Source organism: candidate division WOR-3 bacterium (genome assembly GCA_039801725.1).
In the GTDB taxonomy this organism is placed as follows: Bacteria; Hydrothermota; Tepidihabitantia; order Tepidihabitantales; family DTDR01; genus DTDR01.
Window position 1 is genome coordinate 21,897 of the sequence record JBDRVE010000014.1, and the last position, 17,533, is coordinate 39,429.

The window sequence follows — 17,533 nt, forward strand, 5'->3', positions numbered from 1 at the left end:
TTACCTCACATTAATGTATTTAAATTTTTCAATATCTTCTCTTTTTTTATCTTTTAGGGAAAGTAATTCTAAAAAAACTTCCTCAATTTCTTCAGGTGTAATTTCTCTACCGCCTAATCCGTAGACATAAGATATGGTTAATGGCCTTTGAACTTCGTCATACAAAACGGAACGAATTTCATTAAATAGCGGACCACCAAAAGCACTTAAACCTTCCATTCTTTCTAAAATACCTAAAATCTTAACATTTTTTAAAGCCCTTTGAAGATATTTGGCTACAATTGGGCGGAAAACCCTTAATTTAAATAAACCTACTTTATAACCTTTGTTTCTTAAACTATCTACCGCAATTTTCGCTGTTCCCGCAGTAGAGCCCATGCAGATAACGGCAGTTTCTGCATCATTGGTTTGATATTCTTCTAAAATAAATAATTCTCGATTAAATCTTTCTTTATATTCTTTAAAAACTTCTTCAATATAATTTAATGCTTGATTCATTGCCTCCGCTTGGGCTCTTTTGTGTTCAAAAAAAGAATCAGGTAAACAAGCCGGTCCAAGAGTAATAGGATTATCAACATCTAAAAGATTATAATTTGGTTTATATTCACCAATAAAAGATTTAACTTCTTCATCGGAGAGAACTTCAATTTTTTGCATACAATGAGAAATAATAAAACCATCAATTGTTACCATAACTGGTAAAAAAGCTTTTTCAGCAATTTTTACTGCACAAATTGTAGTATCGTAAGCCTCCTGAGCATCTTCACAAAAAATTTGTATCCAACCAGAATCACGAGAAGCAATTGAGTCAGTGTGGTCACAATGAATATTTAATGGCGAAGAAAGAGAGCGGTTAACAACACATAAGACAATTGGTAATCGCAAACCGGAAGCAATAAAAAGCATTTCATGCATCAAGGCTAATCCTTGGGAAGAAGTAGCAGTCATTGCTCTTGCTCCCGAAGCAGCCGCAGCAATACAAGCACTCATTGCCGAATGTTCACTTTCTACGGCAACAAATTCGGTATCAATTACTCCATCAGCGACATAAGAAGAGAAAATTTGGACAATTTCGGTAGAAGGAGTAATTGGATAAGCAGCAACCACATCGGGATTTATTTGTTTCATCGCATAAGCAATCGCTTCGTTTCCAGTTTTTGCTAAAATCATTTTTCCTCCCTTACCATTATGATTGCCTGAATTTTTCGAGGACATTCGTGGGCACAGATACCACAACCTTTGCAATAGTCATAATTAATACCAACAACCTTATCATTTTTAATTATTATTGCCGCATCTGGGCAATGCATCCAACAGCGATAACAATTAATACATTTTTCTTTATTCCAAATTGGCTTTAAACTTCGCCAAGAACCAGTTTTATTTTCTCTTATTCTTTTTAAATCTCTGATCAAAGCACCCTGCGTTAAATTTTTCCAACTAATTATGAAACACTCCTTTTTTTCTTCGTTAGAATAACTACTCACTTTTTACCTCCTCATAAGCTCTTTTAATTGCTTCTAAATTTTTCTCGATAAGTGCCTCTTTTCCTCGAAATTTTTCTTGTAATCTCTTCTTTACAGACTCAAAAAAACTAGAAAAATCTAAGATACCTAATATTTTTACTAAAGCTCCCAGCATCGGTGTATTAGGGATATCACGACCTAAACATTCCATAGCAATTTTTGAAGCGTCAACAGTATAAATTTTTATTTTACTCTCTTTTAAACCTAATTTCTCTCTAATTATTTCTGGTGATTCTTTAGTATTTACTAAGATAATGCCATCTTCTTTTAATCCTTCTAAAACATTACAGGCATCAAAGAGGGTGGTATCTAATATTACAAGAACATCCGGATTTTTTATTCCCGAATGAATTCTAATTTCTGAGGAAGAAATTCGATTATAGGCAGTAACCGGAGCACCCATTCTCTCCGGACCATATTCAGGAAAGGCTTGGATAAATTTTCCTGTCTCTAATGCCGCCTCACCAAAAAGTAAAGCTGCGGTTTTTGCTCCTTGTCCGCCTCGTCCATGCCATCTAATTTCCAAAATCTCTTTTCCCATACTAACTCCTTTTAATAAATAAAAATTATATTAAATTTTATTCTTTTTTCAATATATTAACAGACAAACTAACAATTTTTTAAATTTATATTAGATTCTACAAAATATTTTTAAAAAATCTTTGTATTTTTTTAAATCTCTTAATTCACATATTTTAGAGTTTATTAATGCTCCTTAATTTATCTAAAAAATAAAAATTTTATTTAATTTTATAAGTCTTTATTTTTCAAATACTTAACATATTTATAGATTAAATTTTCAGTTTTGACTTTTTTTTCATGTTATATTTCTAAGGAGAAAATGGAAAAAATATTGAAAATTATAAATAAAAACTTTAAAATAAAATGAGGAGCAATGAGAAATTTAATTAAATTGGTTGTCTTAATTTTTATTTCTTTAATTGTTTTTGTCCAAGATGAAGGAACAGGTGCTGAAAGTTGGCTTGGCAATTCGGGTTTTGACACCTCTCGTCATTATGGTGCTCCTGTAATGGATAAGGTTTCTAATATTTCAAATCCAAATTATTAAACTTATCACATTGTTATTTCTCCGGCTACTGGTGAAACCTTAGAAATTTACGGATGTAAAGTGAAGGCTGATGAAACTACTTTTTGCGCAATTTGTAGACCTGAAATGAAATACGGAGTGATAGAACCTTCCTTAATAGATCCGCAACATCCAATAAGCGATAGATATAAAAAAACAGTTGTTTGGTCCTATACGCAGGTACCGCCTCTACGACCTCATCCTGCTACCTTTTGGATTCCGGAAAGTGCAATTGTAAAATGCCAAACTCTTAGGTGGGATAATAATCATCTAAGATGGATAATTTTTGAGGGAGAAAAGCGAGAGCATGGTGATTATGCGAGGATTTCGATTACATTTTGGCACCTAGAAAATATATGTTATCGCTATTGGTGGCAAAGAGGTTGGCATGAAGGAGTGTGGTTTGTTCCTTCACGAACTCAGAATCAGTATCCCAGGATGTATGATTATTCTCACGCCTATCTTTTAAATTGGTGAATAAAAGGAAGCCTCTGGTAGGCGGGCAAAAGCCTACCACATTTTTATTTTAATATATGTATTTTTTTATAATATTTTCAATTTTTGCTCAGTATCTTGAAGCCCAAATTGTTGTGGGGAAAAATCCTTGTGAAGTTTGTTATAATCCAATAAATCATAAACTTTATGTAAGTATAGCAGAAGCATCAATTATTATTGTTGATGGCTTTAATAATGAAATCACTGACTCAATTATCGGGCTTTTTAACAATCATTCCTTGGCGTATAATTTTTTAAACAATAAATTGTATTGCGCTTATGGTTCTGATTCAATAGCAGTAATTGATGGCGCTACAAATCAAATAATTAAAAGAATATGGAGTGCTAATACTGGTTTGGGGCGTTCACTTTATAATCCAATAAATAATAAAATTTATTTTGCTAATCATAATAGTAATAATGTTTCTGTTATTGATGGAGAGAGATAGTTTAATTAAAATTATTGAAGAAGGAATTGGTGAAGGTCCTATTCATTTGTGTCTGTCAGAACACAATAACAAAATCTATTGCGTCAATTGGGGTGGAAATGTTTCAGTAATTTCCAGTGATTTAGATAGTGTAATTAATGTGATTTCTGTTGCTCCGTGTTCCCATTCTATGTGCTATAATTTAAGAGATAAAAAAGTGTATGTAGGCCACTTGTATAACCCTGTTGTTGAAATTATTTGTACCGAAGGAGACACAATTATTACCACAATAAATGTTGGCTCTGACATTGTACCATTTGGTATATGTTATGATTCCATTCATAATAAAATTTATATTAGCACTGGGGCTAATTATGTAGTAGTTATTGATGGTGAAACCAATAATATAATTGATGTAATCTATTTTTATGGTTGGCCATGGATTGTATTTTTTAATCCACTGAACAAAAAAATATACGTTAGTTATGAAAATCCTTGGATTCCTGAAAGCTCATTTGTTGGAATAATTGATGGCAGCACAGGTAGAAAAATAGATTCTATTTCTCTTTATAGAAGAGGGGCTTATTATCCTTTCTGTCTTAATCCGCAAGAAAATAGGGTTTATATACCCCATGCTTGGTGCGATGCGAATGGAAATCCAATGGATTCAGTAATTTCAATTATTAAAGATAATAGTGAAATATCAGAAAGTTCAACTTGCTTTTTTGAAATAAAATATTTTCCTAATTCTTTTAACCCCGAGTATATTATTTTACCTTTTTGGATTGAAAATATAGAAATCTTTGAAATTTCTGGAAAATTAATTAAGAAAGAAAGAAGAGGAAATATAATTTTTCTCAAAAATTTAAAAAGCGGAGTTTATTTTGTTAGAATGTCTAGTTTTAAAAAAGAATATATTAAAAAATTATTAATAATCAAATAAGGTTACGATTTGGTTAGTAATTTTGATAAGCAAGTTGACCGCAACCGGCAAGGATTTCTTGACCACGACTTTTTCTTAGAGTGACAGTATAATTCGCTTCGGCTAATATTTTCATAAATTTTTCTATTCTTTTTAAAGAAGATGGCTGAAAAGATACTTCTGGAAAAGGGTTAAAAGGAATTAGATTAATCTTGCAAGGGATTTTTCTTAACATTTTTTTTAAACGATAAGCATCTTCTTCATCATCATTAATATCCTTTATTAAAACATACTCAAAAGTTATTCTTTCTCGTTTTTTCTGCCAGTAATATTCACAGGCTTTGAGAATTTCAGAAATTGGATATTTCTTATTAATCGGCATTAAATATTCTCTAATTTCGTCTTTCGTGGCATTTAAAGAGATCGCTAATTTTATTTTCTTTTTTATTTCGGCTAACCGATAAATACCTTCAACGATTCCGGCAGTAGAAATAGTAATTTTTCTTGCGCTTATTCCAAAACCAATTGGTGAATTGATAATTTGGATTGCTTTTAGGACTTCTTCTAAATTTAGCAAAGGTTCGCCAATTCCCATAAAAACAATATTTGTTGGTTTTATATTTAAGATTTTCTCAATCATTAATATCTGATCACAAATTTCATAGAAATATAAGTTTCTCTTAAAAGGAATTTTACCACTATTGCAAAGAAGACATTTTAACGGACAGCCTACTTGAGAAGAAACACAAATCGTTCTTCTTTTTTCTTCGGGGATAAATACTGCTTCAATTTTATTACTATCAGATAATTCAAAAAGAAATTTCTCTGTTCCATCTTTTGCTTTTTTAGTTGCCAAAATTTTTAATTCACTTATTACAAAATTATTTTTTAAATATTCTCTTTTTGATTTAGAAAGATTAGTCATTAAAGAAAAATCGTTCACCTTTTTTTGCCAAAGCCATTGGAATATTTGATAAGCATTATATTCTTCCCAATTAAAATTTTTCACTAGTTCTTTTAATTCTCTAATAGTAAAAGATTTGATATTTTCCATTATTAATCATTGGTTAATTAAGTTTAAAATTAAACCGATTATTAATAAATTAGTAATCAGAGAAGTTCCACCATAGGAAATAAATGGTAAGGTTAAACCGGTAACCGGTAAAATTCCTGAGACCATTCCCAAATTTACAAAAATGTGGTAGAGAAAAATCGCACCTAAGCCAGCGATGGTTAATTGGTATTTTAAATCAACATTCTTTATTAAATAATTGTAAATTTGATAAAGAAGCAAAAAGTATAAAGAAATTAAAATAATAACTCCGATTAACCCAAATTTTTCACAGTAGGTAGCAAAAATAAAATCGGTATGGGGATTGGGGATGAAATCTAATTTGCTTAATGGAGGATGGGAAAAACTTTTTCCTAAAATTCTTCCGCTACCGATAGCAATTTGTGCCTGAATCGCACTCCAGCTCATTCCTTTTGGATCCAAATAGGGGGCTAAAAAAGCAATAATTCTTTCTTTTTGATATTCTTTCAAACTTTGCCAGATTAACGGATTTAAGAGCCCAAAGAAACTATTTATTGCCAAAACACCAAAACCATAAAAGATAGTATTTTTTCTAAAAGCAATGAAGGTAAGTAAAAGAAAATACACTATCCATGTCAGCAAAGAGAAACCAAAAATAAAAGAAAATATTGGAGAATAAAGAATAAAAATTTGGGAAAAAGAAAATCCCCGAAAATAAAGAATAACGGCAAAAAGAAAAAGAAAAGTAAAGGCTGAGCCTATATCTGGTTCAATTAAAACCAAAAGAGCAGGTATTAAGGTGATTAATATAGGCAAAAAAAGTGAGTTAAAATTAAAATCGAATTTCTTTTTGTTCGCCAAAAAATAAGATAAAAATAGTACATAGGTAATTTTTGCTATTTCTGAAGGTTGAAAGGTGAAAAAATAAAAATTTAGCCATCTTTTGGCACTATTCTTAGAGATAAATAGAACCAAAATTAATAAAATAATAGAAAATAGATACCAATAAAAACTTAAATCAAAAACAATTTTTAAAGGTATCCGCGTTACCAATGTCAAAAAAGTTAATCCTAATATAAAGAAAATAACTTGACGAATAAGATAGTTTTTTCCGCCGGTAAGATAGATAGTAAAGAAACCAATAAAAATTAAAATTAAACTAATTGCTAAGATTGTTTTTCCTTTCGCTGGCATATTCAAACTCTAAAAAATAACGAATAAAGATTTCTTTTGCTAATGGAGCAGCATAGGCACCACCTGCACCAACATTTTCTAAAAGAATTACTAATAACAAATTTTTATTTTCTTTTTCAGCATAACCTACAAACCAAGCGTGGTCTTTGCCAAAGGGATTTTGAGCAGTACCGGTTTTTCCGTATACTTTTAAACCAGCAATATTTGCGCCTCCACCGGTTCCTTTTTCAACAACCGCTGATAAACCTTCTTTTACAATTTCTATTGCTTCTTGAGAAAAAGGAAATTGATAATATCTATTTATATATTGATAAAGAGTCTCGTTTTTATCATTAATAACCATCTTAATAATGTTTTTTTTCATTAAAGTATCTAAGAAATCTTGATGAAAAGGTTTAGTATTTTTTATTGAATCAAGAAAATGGAGTTGGGGAATATTACCGTTATTAAAAATTCCACAATAAATTTCTGCTAATTTAATTGGTGTTAACGCTATTTCACCTTGACCAATTGCTAAATTGGCTATCTTTCCTAAGGGAGCAATTTGATAATTGGGAATTTTGGAATTTATTTCTTCTAATAAATCAATATTTGTTTTATTAAAAAGATTTAAATCTTTCATTAATTTTAAAATTTCTTTTAATCCCAATTTGATTCCCAGTTGATAGAAATAGATATTACAAGAATAGGCAATAGCGTCAATAAGATTTAGTGCGCCATGGGCTTGCCAGCATTTAAAAGTTTTTTTACCGATTTGATATTTACCATAACAAGGAAGGAAAAGGGAGTTCTTACTAATTACTTTTTTGGTTAGTGCCTGTAAGGCAATAAAAGGTTTAAAGGTCGAACCCGGTGGATAAATACCGCCAACGATTCGGGAAAATAAAGGTTTTTTCTTATCTTTTATTAATTTTTCCCATTCTTTATAACTTAATCCCAAAAAGATATTTGGATCAAAACTCGGTTTGCCAACAAAAATAATAATCCGACCAGTTGTTGGTTCCACGCCTAATATTAGTCCAGCAGAGTAATTACTAAGTAGAGAATCACAAAAAATATTTAATTTCATGTCTAAAGAAAGATAAATATCAGCACCAGCAACTGCTGGAATTTCTCTTGCTTCGGAAAAAGGCTGAACTTCTCTTCCTCGGGCATCAACCTCGATTAAAGCAATACCGTTTTTTCCTCTCAAAATCTTTTCGTAATAACCTTCAATACCATAACGACCTGTGAGATCACCTAAGTCATATAAACTATCTTTAATCAAGATATCCTTGCTTACTTCGTTGAGATAACCAATTGCCCAAGAGGAAACATTTTTAAAGGGATAAACTCTCTTGGGATTAATTTCAATTCTTATTCCTTGTTTAAATATCAAATTTTCTTCTAACTTGATTATTTCTTCTTTTGATAAATTTCTTTTGATTAAAATCGGATAGGGATAATTTTTATACTCCGTTAATTTTTCTCTTAAATTATTAACATCAATATTAAGAATTTTGGGAAGATATTGAAAAATAAAACCGGTATCGACCTCTTGTGGCAGGATAGATAAATTATAAGATAATTTGGTATCGGCAATTATTAAACCTTGGGCATCAAATATTTTTCCTCTTGGGGCTCTTAGAATAACTTTTCTTATTCTTTGATTATAAGCCAATCTTTCATATCTTTCCCCCTTTACAACTTGGAGATAAAAAACTCTTCCGAAAATAATTAAAAAGAGCGAAGAAATAAAAATAATAAAATTTTTAAATTTTCTTTTCATATTTTCTTAGAAGGAAAAAAGATAGTAATGTTAAAAGAAAACTTATGAAAAAGAAGTTTTTGTTGATAAGAGAAAAGAGGATAAAAACAAAGAGTGAGGAAAAGAAGAGATTATAAGGGGTGGGTAAGATATAATTACGCAGATAAGGAATAAGAAAACCAACTGAAGAGAAAATGAGCATATTGAAACCAAAAATTGGTGGATTATTTAAGTCAAAAAGAAAACCTAAAAGAAGTCCCAAAAGAGTAGAAAATAATATGGAGGAGGAAAAAGCACTAAAAGTGAAAAGAAGAAGGCTTATTTTAGGAAAAATATTGGGAATAAGGGTCTCTAAAAGAAAGGAAAGATAAATTAAAATTATCAGAATAACCTTTTTCATCGGATAAATTTTATTTCGGGCAATTTTAATTCCAATTGTTTCAATAATACTTCTAACTCATCTTTTTTAATTTTTCTTTCCTTCTTTTGTAAAATAAAAAGGTCGTCAATTTTAAAAATATCAACTGTTGGTTCAATTATCACCTTTAAAGAGCCGTCTCCTTTTTTCTCAATCTTCTTTACTACACCAATATATAATCCTTCGGGAAAAATGCCACCAATCCCTGAAGAAATAATCGTATCTTCTTCTTGAATATCCGGATTTTCATCCAAATAATCTAAAGTCAAAACTCCGTTTTTACAACTAACACAAATAAGGTAATTAGTTCTCAAAATTTTAGCAGAAATTTTGGAATAAGGAGAATAAAAAGTTTCCACCACACTAATATCCTCACCAACCGCAATAATTTTCCCCACAATCCCTTTTTGAGAAACAGCAGGAAAATTAACCATAATAGAATCTTTTAAACCTTTGTCAATAATTAAATATTTTTTTAAAGAATTATCTCGACTAATAATATTGGCTCTTTTAACAACATAAATATCGGTTAAAGATTCCAAGGAAGCAAAAGAAAAGTTAGCATTTTTTCTTAATTGGGCTAAGGCTAGATTTTGCTTTATAAAGAGTTCGTAAAGATAATCTCTTTCTTTTCGATAATTTTTAAGAGATAATAAGACCTGATTAGTTATTATTAAAGGTCTCAATAAGAGAGAACTGGGCAAAAGAGAAACTTTTAATTTAAGATCCTTAGGAAGAAATAAAATAATTAAAGATAAAAAGACAAAGATAAGAGAAAAATATTTATCCTTATCGCTTCGTTTTTTGGATACCAACAAATTTTAGGAGAAATCAGTTTTTAGTAATAGTTTAGAATTCTTTTTTATATCTTCCAAAATTTTGCCAGCGCCTAATACCACACAGTCAATAGGATTTTCTGCGACGTAAACCTTTAAATTAGTTTCTTCACTAATCAACTTATCAAGTCCCTTTAATAAAGAACCGCCACCGGTCATATAGATACCGTGATCAACAATATCAGCAGCCAGTTCTGGTGGCGTTCTTTCTAAAGCTTTCTTTACAGCTGCCACAATAAGGGAAACTGGTTCTTGTAGTGCTTCTCTTATCTTAGAAGAAGTGAGTTTTATTGTCTTGGGGATGCCGGAAACTAAATCCCGTCCTTTTACTTCCATTTCTTCTTCTTGACCTGTGGGATAGGCAGAACCAATTTGGATTTTTATCATTTCTGCAGTCTGTTCACCAATTACCAAATTGTAATTCTTTTTAATATAATTAATAATTGCTTCATCCATCTCGTCACCGGCAACCCTTATTGAGTTACAGGTAACTACACCAGAAAGAGCCACGACCGCAATTTCGGTTGTGCCGCCACCAATATCAATAATCATATTACCGGTAGGTGCATCAACCGGTAAACCAACACCAACTGCTGCCGCAATTGGTTCAGAAACCAGATAAACTTCTCGAGCTCCACAGGCTTCTGCTGAATCTCTTACAGCTCTCTTTTCTACTTCGGTAACTCCTGAAGGAACACAAATAATTATTCTTGGTCTTACAAATAACTTTTTTTTCTGTACTTTTTCAATAAAACTGCGCAACATTACTTCTACTAAACTAAAATCAGCAATTACACCATCTTTCATTGGTCGGATAGCATTTATTCCTTCCGGTGTTCTTCCTAACATTTTCTTTGCTTCCCAACCAACAGCAATTGGTGTATGATTTTTTTCATCAACTGCCACGATAGATGGTTCCCGTAACATTATTCCTTTCCCTTTTACATAAATAAGGGTAGTAGAGGTGCCTAAATCAATAGCAATTTCATTACTAAATCTTTCTCTTATAGAAGCAAATAATCCAAACACAATTTATTATAATTTATCAAAAATAAAAGTCAATAATTTTTAACTGAAAATACATTGATTAAGGTTTAAAAAACTTATAGGAATGAACAATTAGATATTCCTTAAGAAAGCCTATTTTCCATATCTTCGACGAATTCCACTAAAACGTTTGACAAATTGAAAAAGCAAAATAAAATAAGATAAAAAAATATCTTCACAGGTGTTTTCCCTAAATAATAAAAATGATACTTAAGCGAAAATTTGAATAAAACCTTTTTATCTACTGAAAAAGTTTAAATAAGAAATTACTAAATCACATTTTGGTATACTTATTCTTATAAAAACAAAATTTTAATAAGAAAAAAGTGAAGGTATTTTTTTAAAGGTATCCGAGCATAAAAATAATAAAAACCTTCAGAAATATATAACAAGAAAGCAAATAAAAAAAATTAAAAATTTTGACTTTTTCTTTTGAATTTATTATAATTTCCTTTATGAGCAAAGCTTTATTAAGTGGTAATGAAGCAGTTGCCCGTGGTGCTTATGAAGCAGGTTGTTTAGTTGCCTGCGCCTATCCAGGAACCCCTTCTACCGAAATTTTAGAAGAGATTTCTAAATATAAGGAAATCTATTGTGAATGGTCAGTAAATGAAAAGGTTGCCTTGGAGGTTGCTTTGGGTGCAGCACTTGCTGGTGCCCGTTCTTTGTGTGCAATGAAGCATGTTGGTTTAAATGTTGCCAGTGACCCATTATTCTCTTCAGCTTATATTGGTGTCAACGGTGGCTTTATTATTGTTACCTGTGATGACCCAGGTATGCATTCTTCCCAAAATGAACAAGATAATAGATTTTATGGACTTTTTGCCAAAATTCCAGTAATATGCCCAAGCGATTCCCAAGAAGCAAAGGATTTGACAATTAAGGCATTTGAAATTAGTGAAGAGTTTGATATCCCAATTATTTTAAGAATGACAACAAGGGTTTCTCATTGTAAATCAGTTGTAAGTTTAGGCGAAAGAATAGAGAAGGAGATTAGGGGATATAAGAAAGATGTGAGTAAAACAAATCTTTTGCCCCAGTTTGCTAAAAGAAGGCATATATTATTAGAAGAGAAGATAGAAAAATTAAAAGAATATAGCAATAATTTTTCTTATAACCGATTTGAAAAAGGAAATAGTGATTTATTAATAATTGCTGATGGTGTTGCCTATCAATATGCGAAAGAGGTCTTTAAAGATGCTTCCTTTTTGAAATTGACAATGGTTTATCCATTTCCTGATAAATTGGTAAGGGAAATCTGTCAGAATTATAAAGAGATAATTGTTGTGGAAGAGGTTGACCCTTTTATTGAATTAATGGTAAGAAGTTTGGGATTTAAAGTCAAGGGAAAGGATTATCTGCCAAAGTTTGATGAGTTAAATCCCGATAAGTTAAAAGTTTTTATAAAAAGAGAGATAAAAGAAGAAGTAAAGACTGATAATCTACCAAGAAGACCACCTGCTTTATGTCCTGGTTGTCCACATATTGGGACTTTTTATTTATTACAAAAGAAAGATTATATTATTACTGGTGATATTGGTTGTTATACTTTGGGTGCCTTAGCACCCCATTACGCAATGGATACGTGTGTCTGTATGGGTGCTTCTATTACCTTGGCTTGTGGTATTGAAAAGGTAAATAAAAGAATTAATGACGAAAGACCAATAATAGCCGTTATTGGGGATTCCACTTTTTTTCATATGGGACTTCCTGGACTTTTGAATATGGTTTATAATAAATGTAATATTATTCTTTTTATTTTGGATAATGAAACAACCGGTATGACCGGTCATCAAGACCATCCAGGAACCGGTAAAACATTAATGAAAGAAGAGACAAAAAGAATATTGCCAGAAGATATTGCTCGGGCTTGTGGTGTTGAGCAGGTTTATGTATTAAATCCTTACAAAATAAAAGAGAATAAAAAAATTATTGATAAACTTTTAAAAGAGAGAAAACAAGCAGTTGTTGTGATGAGGGAACCTTGTATTTTCTTAAAGAAAAGAGAAAAACCAAAAGAGATAGATATTGAATTGTGTACTGGTTGTAAACTTTGTATTAGGTTAGGTTGTCCAGCAATCTCTTATGAAGATAGCAAAGCAAAGATTAATAAAATTTTCTGTGTGGGTTGCGGAATGTGTGTTGAAGTCTGTCCAAAAGGAGCAATAAAATGAATACTATTAACATTATTATTTGTGGAATTGGTGGTCAAGGAGTATTACTTTTATCTGATATTTTAGGCGAAGTAGCAATGGAGAATGGATTTTTAGTTAAAAAAAGTGAAGTAAAAGGAATGGCACAAAGAGGCGGCAGTGTTATTAGCCATTTAAGATTTGGTGAAGAAGTTTATTCACCATTAATCCCTTTAAAAGAAGCAGATTTTCTTTTAAGTATGGAGAAGTTAGAAGCATTAAGATACTTAGATTATTTAAAAGAAGACGGAATTTTGATTACCGATAATTTTTATCTTCCACCATTACCAGTTTTGATTGGTGAAAATGAATTTGATTCTAATATTATTGATAAAAATTTAAAGGAAAGGGTAAAAAATCTTTATTATGTTCCAGCCCAAAACATTGCCAAGGAACTTGGTGATGTTCGAGTTAGCAATATTATCTTGCTCGGCTTTTTATCTAACTTTTTAGATTTTAAATTAGAAGATTATTTCAAAGTATTAGAAAGAAATATTAAAAAAGAGTATTTAGAAATAAACAAAAAAGCCTTCCAGAAAGGAAGAGAGTTCTTCTCTCATTAATTAAAATGTGTGGTGTTATTGGAATTTATGGTAATGATGATGTAGTATATGAAATTTATGAAGGATTGATTGCCCTTCAACATCGGGGACAAGATTCTTGCGGCATAATTACTTATAATGGGATGTTTCATTTAAAAAGGGGGATGGGATTAGTTAATAATGTTTTTAACGAAAAGAATATTGCTCGACTAAAAGGCAAAATAGGAATTGGTCATGTTCGATATCCAACAATTGGTGTTGGCAGTTTAGAGGATGCCCAACCTTTTTATATTAACTATCCCTTTGGAATTGCAATGGCTCATAATGGTAATGTAACTAACTATTACGAATTGAGAGAACTTTTAGAAAAGAGATTTTATAGAAAACTTACTTCTTATTCGGATGTGGAAGTGATTTTAAATATGTTTGGTGTCTTTTTAGAGAAACATATTGATACCAAAAATTTCTTTAATGCTTTATGTGAGGCAACAAAACAGGTATTTAAATATGTGAAAGGTAGTTATTCGGTAGTGGGAATTATTGCTGATTATGGAATTTTTGCTTTTCGGGACCCCTATGGAATAAAACCATTAGTTTTTGGCAAGAAAAATAATAATTGTTATGCCTTTGCTTCTGAAAGTGTTGCCTTTGATATGCTTGATTTTGAACTTATTCGTGATGTTTATCCTGGAGAAATAATCTTCATCGATAAAGATAGAAAAGTTTATTCCAAAAGATTAAAAAGAGAAAAGAGAAATTATCCTTGTATTTTTGAATATGTCTATTTTGCTCGACCCGATTCAATAATTGATGGGATTGGTGTTTATGAGGCAAGATTGAGATTGGGTGAAGAACTGGGCAAAGAATGTTTAAAAGAGAATATTCAGCCGGATGTTGTGATTCCAGTGCCCGATACTGCTAGAGCAGCTGCTTTCAGTGTAAGTAAAATTCTAAAAGTTGATTGTAAAGAAGGATTGATAAAAAATCGGTATATTCCAAGAACTTTTATTATGCCTACTCAAAAAGAAAGAGAAATAAAAGTGAGGCAGAAACTTAATCCAATAAAAAGTGAGATTGAAAATAAAAAGGTATTGGTTGTTGACGATTCTATCGTACGTGGTACAACTTCTAAGGAGATAGTTTTATTATTAAGAAAGACAAAGGCAAAAGAGGTTTATTTAGCAATTACCTGTCCGCCTTTAAGATTTCCCTGTGTTTATGGAATAGATATGATGACAAGAGGTGAATTTATTGCGAGAAAATATAGCATTGAAAAGATAAAAGAAATTATCGGTGCTGATAAACTTATCTACCAAACAATTGAAGGGTTAATAAGAGCGGTAGGTGGTGGTAAAAGAAAAGATTTCTGTACTGCCTGCTTTACTGGTATTTATCCAACAAAAATAAAAAAGAAAGAGATTGAAAAATTAGAAAAAGAAAGAATAAAACAAAAGATTATTTTATAAAAGGAGGAAAAAATGAAAGAGTATAAAAATTTTATTGATGGTAAATGGGTGCCATCAGTTACTGGTAAAACTTATGAAGATAGAAATCCGGCAAATTATGATGAAGTAATTGGAATTTTTCCTCAATCTAATTATGAAGATGTTGAAAAGGCAATAAAAGCGGCAAAAAAGGCATATGAATATTGGAAAAAAATACCAGCACCAAAAAGGGGAGAGATTTTAAGAAAAGCCGGTGAGATAATGCTCCAAAGAAAAGAAGAATTGGCAAGATTAATGACCCAAGAAATGGGAAAGATTTTAAAAGAAGCAAGAGGTGATGTCCAAGAAGGGATTGATACTGCCTTTTATGCCTTTGGTGAAGGTAGAAGGCTATTCTCTTATACTACAACAAGCGAACTACCTAACAAAATGGCATTTGTTATAAGACAACCAATCGGTGTTTGGGGAATTATTACTCCTTGGAATTTTCCCATTGCTATTCCTTCTTGGAAAATATTTCCTGCCTTATTATGTGGTAATACCGTTGTATTTAAACCAGCAACTGATACGCCGGCTTGTGCAGCAAAATTAGTTGAAATTCTTGCCGAAGCAGGTGTTCCTGATGGTGTTGTTAATTTGGTATTCGGTAAAGGTGGAGAAGTAGGGGAGGCGATTTTAAACCATCCTGATATAAGAGGAGTATCTTTTACTGGTTCCAGTGAAGTTGGTAAAAGAATTGGTGAAGTGTGTGGTAAAATGCTTAAAAAGTGTTCATTAGAATTGGGTGGTAAGAATGCTCAGATTGTTTTAAATGATGCCAATTTAGATTTGGCATTAGAAGGAGTTTTATGGGGTGCCTTTGGAACCACCGGTCAAAGATGTACTGCTACTTCAAGATTAATTTTAGAAGAAGGAATCTATGATGAATTTGTTGAAAGACTAATTGAAAGGGCAAAGAAAATAAAGATTGGTAACGGTTTAAAAGAAGATACTGAAATGGGACCACTAATTAATGAAAGCCAAAGAAAAAGGGTTGATGAATATGTAAAGATTGGGATAAAAGAAGGAGCAAAACTTGCTTGTGGCGGTAAATATTATGAAGAGGGAGAATGTAAAAAGGGATTTTTCTATGAGCCAACAATCTTTTTAGATGTAAAAGAAGATATGAAGATATTCCAAGAAGAGATTTTTGGTCCGGTTTTGTCAGTAATCAAGGCAAAGGATTTTGAAGAGGCGATTAGGATTTTAAATAATAGTAGATACGGACTTTCTTCTTCTATTTATACTAATGATATTAGAAAAGCAGCAAAGGCAATTGAAATGATTGAAGCAGGAATTACCTATGTGAATGCGCCAACAATTGGTGCCGAATGCCATTTACCTTTTGGTGGTGTAAAAGAAACCGGTAATGGTCATCGGGAAGGCGGTTGGACAGTTTATGATATCTTTTCCGAATTAAAAACAGTTTATATTGATTATTCCGGAATATTACAAAAGGCACAAATAGATACTTGGGAGAAATAAATTGTTAAAACCCCTAAATTTGACCAATAAGCCAACACCGATTGAAAAATATCAGTTTAATGATTTTACTATTCATATCAAACGTGATGATTTAAATGGACTTGTTGAGAGTGGTAATAAGGCAAGAAAATTAGAATATCTTTTATCCGATGCCTTAAATAAGAAATGTGATACTATTATTACTGCTGGTTATCTTAATTCTAATCATTGTCGGATTACCGCTTATTTTTGTAGTCGATTAGGACTAAAGAGCATTTTGGTTTTAAATTGCTTAAAGAAAAGAAAAAAGATAGAAAAAGATGGAAACCTCTTGTTAGATTATCTTTTTGGAGCTGAAATCCATTTTTTAAATAATAAGGAATATAAAGAAAAAGAAAGATATGTTGGAAACTTGGTAAAGCGATTAGAAAAGGAAGGTTATCGTCCTTATTACATTCCTACCGGTGGCTCAAATGAAATTGGAATTTTAGGATATCGGGATTGCTTTTTAGAAATGGTTGATTATCTAAAAGAAAATAAGATAGACGGAATTTTCTGTGCTGTTGGCAGTGGCGGAACTTATGCTGGACTTCTTTATGGAAAGTTGCTAACCAATTTAGATATTCCTATTTATGGGATTTTAGTTGATGAGACGATTGATTATTTTAAAATAAAAATAAAAGATATTCTTAAGAAGTTAGATTGTCAAATTGATGAAGAAAGTTTTCATTTGATTGATGGTTATATTGGCAAAGGTTATGGAATTCCCTATAAAGAAGAGATAAAACTTATGAAAGAATGGGCAAAGAAAGGAATTATTTTTGATTTAACCTATACAGGAAAGGCATTCTATGGAATGATAAAAGAGAGTAAAAAGATAGGATTAAAAAATCCCTTATTTATTCATACCGGTGGTATCTTTTCAATATTTGCTCATAAAGAATATTTAAAATGAAAATAATTATTACTGGTGCTACTGGCCTTTTAGGTAGCGAACTTTCTTTATATCTCAAAGAAAGAAAATATGAGATAATTGAATGGAACTCTAAAAATCAAGACATAACTGATATTAATACTACAATTACAAACATAAAAAAGATAAAGCCAGATGTGATTAT

The 17,533-nt window shown here is 31.2% G+C and carries 18 protein-coding genes; 9 read left to right on the forward strand and 9 right to left on the reverse strand.

The features are described from left to right. The 3 genes from porA to ABIK75_04285 are packed head-to-tail and all read right to left on the reverse strand — an operon-like array spanning position 1 to position 2,067. On the reverse strand, positions 1 to 1,170 hold the full coding sequence (gene porA, locus ABIK75_04275; protein ID MEO0090303.1) for a pyruvate ferredoxin oxidoreductase: 1,170 nt from the start codon (positions 1,168 to 1,170) through the stop codon (positions 1 to 3). Further along, positions 1,167 to 1,448, reverse strand: a complete 282-nt coding sequence (locus ABIK75_04280; GenBank protein ID MEO0090304.1) for a 4Fe-4S binding protein — start codon at positions 1,446 to 1,448, stop codon at positions 1,167 to 1,169. The genes porA and ABIK75_04280 overlap by 4 nt, the downstream gene beginning before the upstream one ends. Before the next feature lie 31 nt (positions 1,449 to 1,479). Beyond that, entirely contained in the window at positions 1,480 to 2,067 is a 588-nt protein-coding gene (locus ABIK75_04285) for a 2-oxoacid:acceptor oxidoreductase family protein (protein MEO0090305.1), read from the reverse strand. A 354-nt stretch (positions 2,068 to 2,421) separates the two neighbouring features. Between ABIK75_04285 and ABIK75_04290 the strand changes: the two genes are divergently transcribed. The 4 genes from ABIK75_04290 to ABIK75_04305 are packed head-to-tail and all read left to right on the forward strand — an operon-like array spanning position 2,422 to position 4,479. Further along, complete coding sequence (locus tag ABIK75_04290) at positions 2,422 to 2,595, forward strand: hypothetical protein (GenBank protein ID MEO0090306.1); 174 nt, start codon at positions 2,422 to 2,424, stop codon at positions 2,593 to 2,595. Between the two features lie 60 nt (positions 2,596 to 2,655). Next, positions 2,656 to 3,090 carry a hypothetical protein gene (locus tag ABIK75_04295; protein MEO0090307.1) on the forward strand — a complete coding sequence of 145 codons (435 nt, stop codon included), beginning with the start codon at positions 2,656 to 2,658 and terminating at the stop codon, positions 3,088 to 3,090. Between the two features lie 56 nt (positions 3,091 to 3,146). After that, positions 3,147 to 3,557 (forward strand): hypothetical protein, encoded by a 411-nt coding sequence (locus ABIK75_04300; GenBank protein ID MEO0090308.1) that lies wholly within the window; start codon positions 3,147 to 3,149, stop codon positions 3,555 to 3,557. After that, complete coding sequence (locus ABIK75_04305) at positions 3,544 to 4,479, forward strand: T9SS type A sorting domain-containing protein (protein MEO0090309.1); 936 nt, start codon at positions 3,544 to 3,546, stop codon at positions 4,477 to 4,479. The genes ABIK75_04300 and ABIK75_04305 overlap by 14 nt, the downstream gene beginning before the upstream one ends. 13 nt (positions 4,480 to 4,492) lie before the next feature. Here ABIK75_04305 and rlmN read toward each other — a convergent pair whose 3' ends face one another. From rlmN to ABIK75_04335, 6 genes are read right to left on the reverse strand one after another with little or no spacing between them, the layout of a single operon-like run. Further along, positions 4,493 to 5,512: a 23S rRNA (adenine(2503)-C(2))-methyltransferase RlmN gene (gene rlmN / locus ABIK75_04310; protein MEO0090310.1), complete on the reverse strand. Its 1,020-nt coding sequence runs from the start codon at positions 5,510 to 5,512 to the stop codon at positions 4,493 to 4,495. A gap of 6 nt (positions 5,513 to 5,518) precedes the next feature. Beyond that, positions 5,519 to 6,685 (reverse strand): FtsW/RodA/SpoVE family cell cycle protein, encoded by a 1,167-nt coding sequence (locus tag ABIK75_04315; GenBank protein MEO0090311.1) that lies wholly within the window; start codon positions 6,683 to 6,685, stop codon positions 5,519 to 5,521. Next, positions 6,651 to 8,453: a penicillin-binding transpeptidase domain-containing protein gene (locus tag ABIK75_04320; GenBank protein ID MEO0090312.1), complete on the reverse strand. Its 1,803-nt coding sequence runs from the start codon at positions 8,451 to 8,453 to the stop codon at positions 6,651 to 6,653. Before ABIK75_04320 ends, ABIK75_04315 begins: the two co-directional genes overlap by 35 nt. Beyond that, positions 8,437 to 8,832: a hypothetical protein gene (locus ABIK75_04325; protein MEO0090313.1), complete on the reverse strand. Its 396-nt coding sequence runs from the start codon at positions 8,830 to 8,832 to the stop codon at positions 8,437 to 8,439. Before ABIK75_04325 ends, ABIK75_04320 begins: the two co-directional genes overlap by 17 nt. Beyond that, the gene (mreC, locus tag ABIK75_04330; protein ID MEO0090314.1) at positions 8,829 to 9,665 is read right to left on the reverse strand and encodes a rod shape-determining protein MreC; all 837 of its coding nucleotides are present in this window, start codon (positions 9,663 to 9,665) and stop codon (positions 8,829 to 8,831) included. The genes ABIK75_04325 and mreC overlap by 4 nt, the downstream gene beginning before the upstream one ends. A 6-nt stretch (positions 9,666 to 9,671) precedes the next feature. Then, complete coding sequence (locus tag ABIK75_04335) at positions 9,672 to 10,715, reverse strand: rod shape-determining protein (GenBank protein MEO0090315.1); 1,044 nt, start codon at positions 10,713 to 10,715, stop codon at positions 9,672 to 9,674. A gap of 473 nt (positions 10,716 to 11,188) precedes the next feature. Between ABIK75_04335 and iorA the strand changes: the two genes are divergently transcribed. The 5 genes from iorA to ABIK75_04360 are packed head-to-tail and all read left to right on the forward strand — an operon-like array spanning position 11,189 to position 17,370. After that, on the forward strand, positions 11,189 to 12,907 hold the full coding sequence (gene iorA, locus ABIK75_04340) for an indolepyruvate ferredoxin oxidoreductase subunit alpha (GenBank protein ID MEO0090316.1): 1,719 nt from the start codon (positions 11,189 to 11,191) through the stop codon (positions 12,905 to 12,907). Beyond that, positions 12,904 to 13,488 (forward strand): indolepyruvate oxidoreductase subunit beta, encoded by a 585-nt coding sequence (locus ABIK75_04345; protein MEO0090317.1) that lies wholly within the window; start codon positions 12,904 to 12,906, stop codon positions 13,486 to 13,488. The genes iorA and ABIK75_04345 overlap by 4 nt, the downstream gene beginning before the upstream one ends. A gap of 5 nt (positions 13,489 to 13,493) precedes the next feature. Continuing rightward, positions 13,494 to 14,933, forward strand: a complete 1,440-nt coding sequence (purF, locus tag ABIK75_04350) for an amidophosphoribosyltransferase (protein MEO0090318.1) — start codon at positions 13,494 to 13,496, stop codon at positions 14,931 to 14,933. A 12-nt stretch (positions 14,934 to 14,945) separates the two neighbouring features. Further along, on the forward strand, positions 14,946 to 16,436 hold the full coding sequence (locus ABIK75_04355; GenBank protein ID MEO0090319.1) for an aldehyde dehydrogenase family protein: 1,491 nt from the start codon (positions 14,946 to 14,948) through the stop codon (positions 16,434 to 16,436). 1 nt (position 16,437) lies between these two features. Continuing rightward, complete coding sequence (locus ABIK75_04360; GenBank protein ID MEO0090320.1) at positions 16,438 to 17,370, forward strand: pyridoxal-phosphate dependent enzyme; 933 nt, start codon at positions 16,438 to 16,440, stop codon at positions 17,368 to 17,370. Positions 17,371 to 17,533: the final 163 nt, after the last annotated feature.

What these genes read in the sequence shown, in the direction of transcription:
- ABIK75_04345 (MEO0090317.1), top strand. Translation starts at nt 12,904, where the DNA reads ATGAATACTATTAACATTATTATTTGTGGAATTGGTGGTCAAGGAGTA.
- ABIK75_04320 (MEO0090312.1), bottom strand. Translation starts at nt 8,453, where the DNA reads ATGAAAAGAAAATTTAAAAATTTTATTATTTTTATTTCTTCGCTCTTT.
- ABIK75_04315 (MEO0090311.1), bottom strand. Translation starts at nt 6,685, where the DNA reads ATGCCAGCGAAAGGAAAAACAATCTTAGCAATTAGTTTAATTTTAATT.
- iorA (MEO0090316.1), top strand. Translation starts at nt 11,189, where the DNA reads ATGAGCAAAGCTTTATTAAGTGGTAATGAAGCAGTTGCCCGTGGTGCT.
- ABIK75_04290 (MEO0090306.1), top strand. Translation starts at nt 2,422, where the DNA reads ATGAGAAATTTAATTAAATTGGTTGTCTTAATTTTTATTTCTTTAATT.
- purF (MEO0090318.1), top strand. Translation starts at nt 13,494, where the DNA reads ATGTGTGGTGTTATTGGAATTTATGGTAATGATGATGTAGTATATGAA.
- ABIK75_04325 (MEO0090313.1), bottom strand. Translation starts at nt 8,832, where the DNA reads ATGAAAAAGGTTATTCTGATAATTTTAATTTATCTTTCCTTTCTTTTA.
- rlmN (MEO0090310.1), bottom strand. Translation starts at nt 5,512, where the DNA reads ATGGAAAATATCAAATCTTTTACTATTAGAGAATTAAAAGAACTAGTG.
- porA (MEO0090303.1), bottom strand. Translation starts at nt 1,170, where the DNA reads ATGATTTTAGCAAAAACTGGAAACGAAGCGATTGCTTATGCGATGAAA.
- ABIK75_04305 (MEO0090309.1), top strand. Translation starts at nt 3,544, where the DNA reads ATGGAGAGAGATAGTTTAATTAAAATTATTGAAGAAGGAATTGGTGAA.
- ABIK75_04285 (MEO0090305.1), bottom strand. Translation starts at nt 2,067, where the DNA reads ATGGGAAAAGAGATTTTGGAAATTAGATGGCATGGACGAGGCGGACAA.
- ABIK75_04355 (MEO0090319.1), top strand. Translation starts at nt 14,946, where the DNA reads ATGAAAGAGTATAAAAATTTTATTGATGGTAAATGGGTGCCATCAGTT.
- ABIK75_04300 (MEO0090308.1), top strand. Translation starts at nt 3,147, where the DNA reads ATGTATTTTTTTATAATATTTTCAATTTTTGCTCAGTATCTTGAAGCC.